The sequence below is a fragment of the Halorubrum sp. CBA1125 genome, from assembly GCF_009742825.1.
GTDB lineage: Archaea > Halobacteriota > Halobacteria > Halobacteriales > Haloferacaceae > Halorubrum.
Genome location: NZ_WPCE01000244.1, coordinates 1 through 3,532, shown reverse-complemented (window position 1 = coordinate 3,532; position 3,532 = coordinate 1). Strand labels below are relative to the sequence as shown.

Sequence of the window (3,532 nt, the reverse complement as noted above, 5' to 3'; positions counted from 1 at the left end):
CGACGTCGACGGCGAGTCGATCGCGCCCGCGGACGTGTCGCGGTCCCGCGAGAAGCGCTTCCCGGTTGGAGGCGGGGAGGACGGCGGGGGTGAGGAGGGGCCGGCAGCCGGGTCCGACGCCGACGGGGAGTCAACCGACGCCGGGTCCGAAGCCGACGGGGACCGAGATCGGTAGCGTCGGGGCGGCGATCGGATCGACGTCCCGGTATCGTCGCTGACTCGCCGTCGACTCGCCGTCGACGTCGACGGGCTCGCGGCGTCAGACCGCTGTCAGACGATCGGGCAAAAATAAATACGTCCGGGTCGCAACCACACCACATAATGGACTCTATCGTAGATGACGCCATCGACGAAGCCGAAGAATCCCCGGCGGACGACGCCGGGGAGGTCGGCGACGGCGTCGACGACGCGCACTCCGGAGCGTCGCCGCAGACTGGAACCATGACCGACGACGAGCTGCAGGACGTCCTCCAGGACCTCCAGACGAACATCACCGTCGTGGGCTGTGGCGGCGCCGGCGGCAATACCGTCAACCGGATGACCGAGGAGGGGATCCACGGCGCGAAGCTCGTCGCCGCCAACACCGACGTCCAGCACCTCGTCAACATCGAGGCGGACACGAAGATCCTGATGGGTCAACAGAAGACCCAGGGCCGGGGCGCCGGGTCGCTCCCGCAGGTCGGCGAGGAGGCCGCCATCGAGTCCCAAGAGGAGATCCAGGACGCCATCGACGGCTCGGACATGGTGTTCGTCACGGCCGGGCTCGGCGGCGGCACGGGGACCGGCTCCGCGCCGGTGGTCGCGAAGGCCGCCCGCGAGTCCGGCGCGCTCACCATCGCCATCGTCACGACCCCGTTCACGGCGGAAGGCGAGGTCCGGCGGACGAACGCCGAGGCTGGGCTCGAACGCCTCCGCGACGTCTCGGACACGGTCATCGTCGTCCCCAACGACCGGCTGCTGGACGCGGTCGGGAAGCTCCCCGTCCGCCAGGCGTTCAAGGTGTCCGACGAGGTGCTGATGCGCTCGGTGAAGGGGATCACGGAGCTCATCACGATGCCCGGGCTGGTCAACCTCGACTTCGCCGACGTCCGGACCGTAATGGAGAAGGGCGGCGTCGCGATGATCGGGCTCGGCGAGTCCGACTCCGACTCGAAGGCGACCGACTCGGTGAAGTCCGCGTTGCGCTCCCCGCTTCTCGACGTCGACATCTCCGGCGCCAACTCCGCGCTGGTGAACGTCACCGGCGGCACCGACATGTCGATCGAGGAGGCCGAGGGCGTCGTCGAGGAGATCTACGACCGGATCGACCCCGACGCCCGGATCATCTGGGGCACCTCCGTCGACGAGGACCTCGAAGGCGAGATGCGCACGATGATCGTGGTGACGGGCGTCGAGTCGCCGCAGATCTACGGCCGCAACGGCGAGCCGCCGGAGGGCGCCGCCGACGTCGAGGACATCGACTACGTGGAGTGACGAGCCGATCCGTCTGCCGTCGCCCGTCGACGGGTGGTGACGGACCGGCGCCGCCGACCGGCCGCGTCGCCGCGGATCGGACCGATTCGGGGCGCATCAAAAGGTAAAAACCGTCTCGACTCGAACCTGCTCGCAACATGGACGTTCCGTACGACCTCAACAGCTACATTCGGGTGCTGAAGCTGGCGAGCACGCCGAGCACCGACGAGTTCCTCCAGGTGTCGAAGATCGCCGGCGCCGGGATCCTCCTCATCGGCTTCATCGGCTTCCTGATGTTCGCGATCATGAGCCTCCTCCCGGGGGTCGGCGCGTAATGCCGATCTACTCGGTCAAGACCACGGCGAGCCAGGAGCGGACCGTCGCCGACATGCTCGCCGAGAAGGAGATGCCCGAGATCCTGGCGGTCATCGCCCCCGACCAGCTGACGAGCTACGTGATGGTCGAGGCGACCGACGGCAGCGTGTTCGCGCGGGTCCTCGACGAGATCCCGCACGCTCGCGGCGTCATTCAGGGCGCGGACGGCCCGGCGGAGAGCCCCTTCTCCGAGGTCGAGCACTTCCTCTCGCCGACCCCGGACGTCGAGGGTATCGCCGAGGGCGACATCGTCGAGCTGATCGCCGGCCCGTTCAAAGGCGAGAAGGCCCGCGTCCAGCGCATCGACGAGGGGAAAGACCAGGTGACCGTCGAACTGTACGAGGCGACCGTCCCGATTCCGGTGACGGTCCGCGGCGACCAGATCCGGGTGCTCGACTCGGACGAGCGCTGAGACCGACCCGCCCCGTCCCTTCTCCGCCGTCGACGCGTTCGATAGCCGTCTGACCGGTGGGTACTGGTGTCCGACCGGTAGCTATTAGTCGTGCTATCGCGTACCTATGTGTACTGATAACGTATGTCATCCAGTTACGGAGGGACGACGGCGTTCGATCGGCTCCGATCCCGGTTCGACGGGCAGCCACACGCCTGCGACTCCTGTGGGTTCGTCGACGACGACGCCGTCTGGCGGGCGGCCACGTCCGGCGCGACCGTGGAGTACCGGCGGGAGTGCCCGAGCTGCGGCACCGAACACGTCCGTCGGTACCAGCTCTGACACGTCCGTCGGTACCAGCTCTGCCCGGTCGTTCTCCTTCTCCCCACGACAACGATTAACTCACACCGCCGCGTGAGTCGCACCGCCATGTACGACGCCATCTGCTGTCCGACCGACGGGACCCGGGGAGCGAGGCGGCCGTCGCACACGCCTGCTCGCTCGCCGTCCTGACGGACGCGCGGATCCACGCGCTGTTCGTCGTCGACGAGGGGATCGCGGGCGCGGACGAGTGGGACGTGGTCGTCGAACGCGAGGAGGAGCGTGGCGAGCGCGCGCTCGACGCGGCCGCGAACGCGGCCGCAGAACGCGGGATCGAGGTCGAAAAACACCTCCGGCGCGGCCGTCCCCCCGAGGAGATCATCGACGGCGCGGCCGCCTACGGCGCGGACCTGATCGTGATGGGAACGCACGGGCGGACGGGGATCGGTCGGTTCCTCGCCGCCGGGTCGGTGGCCGAGCGGGTCGTCAGACACAGCCCGATTCCGGTGTTGACCACGCGGGTTCCCGAGGACGGAGCGTGAGCCGTCGCGCGCGAGCGACGCGGCTCAGGACTCGCAGATCGCGACGAAGTTCTCGAAGACCTCCTCGCCGCGCTCCGTGTGCGCGACCTCCGGGTGCCACTGGACCCCGTACAGCCCGGCGTCCGGGTTCGCCATCGCCTCGATGTCACAGACGTCGGACGTAGCGGTCCGCGCGAACCGTCCGGGAGCGCGGTCACCTCGTCGGCGTGCGACGCCCAGACGCGGGTCTCGGGCGCGAGCGACCCGACGAGCGGGTCGCCCTCGTCGACGATCCGCACGTCGACGTCGGCGTAGCCGCCGTAGTCGCCTCCCCCGACCGCGCCGTCAAGGGCGTCCGCGATCAGTTGCATCCCGAGACAGATCCCCAGCACGGGGACGTCACCGTCGAGGTAGTCGCGCGCGTTGCCGACGCGGTCCATGTCGGGTCCCCCCCGAGAGGACGACCCCGTCG

4 protein-coding genes and 2 pseudogenes are annotated in these 3,532 nt (G+C 69.1%); 5 read left to right on the top strand and 1 reads right to left on the bottom strand.

All coding sequences use genetic code 11. The annotated features are described in order from the left end of the window. Window positions 1-321 precede the first annotated feature (321 nt). From ftsZ to GJ633_RS15010, 5 genes and pseudogenes are all read left to right on the top strand, one after another. Entirely contained in the window at window positions 322-1,473 is a 1,152-nt protein-coding gene (gene ftsZ / locus GJ633_RS15030) for a cell division protein FtsZ (protein ID WP_156589451.1), read from the top strand. 137 nt (window positions 1,474-1,610) lie between these two features. Beyond that, complete coding sequence (locus tag GJ633_RS15025) at window positions 1,611-1,787, top strand: protein translocase SEC61 complex subunit gamma (RefSeq protein WP_006628863.1); 177 nt, start codon at window positions 1,611-1,613, stop codon at window positions 1,785-1,787. Then, on the top strand, window positions 1,787-2,239 hold the full coding sequence (locus GJ633_RS15020) for a transcription elongation factor Spt5 (protein ID WP_156589450.1): 453 nt from the start codon (window positions 1,787-1,789) through the stop codon (window positions 2,237-2,239). Before GJ633_RS15025 ends, GJ633_RS15020 begins: the two co-directional genes overlap by 1 nt. A gap of 123 nt (window positions 2,240-2,362) precedes the next feature. Beyond that, entirely contained in the window at window positions 2,363-2,560 is a 198-nt protein-coding gene (locus GJ633_RS15015) for an HVO_0649 family zinc finger protein (protein WP_156589449.1), read from the top strand. Window positions 2,561-2,647: 87 nt separating this feature from the next. Then, window positions 2,648-3,081, top strand: a pseudogene (locus tag GJ633_RS15010) (universal stress protein). Between the two features lie 24 nt (window positions 3,082-3,105). Here the strand turns inward: GJ633_RS15010 and GJ633_RS15005 are convergent. Then, window positions 3,106-3,532: pseudogene (locus GJ633_RS15005) on the bottom strand (GMP synthase subunit A); the annotation flags it as partial.

Coding starts and splice junctions, on each gene's coding strand:
- GJ633_RS15020 (WP_156589450.1), top strand. CDS start 1,787: ATGCCGATCTACTCGGTCAAGACCACGGCGAGCCAGGAGCGGACCGTC.
- GJ633_RS15025 (WP_006628863.1), top strand. CDS start 1,611: ATGGACGTTCCGTACGACCTCAACAGCTACATTCGGGTGCTGAAGCTG.
- GJ633_RS15015 (WP_156589449.1), top strand. CDS start 2,363: ATGTCATCCAGTTACGGAGGGACGACGGCGTTCGATCGGCTCCGATCC.
- ftsZ (WP_156589451.1), top strand. CDS start 322: ATGGACTCTATCGTAGATGACGCCATCGACGAAGCCGAAGAATCCCCG.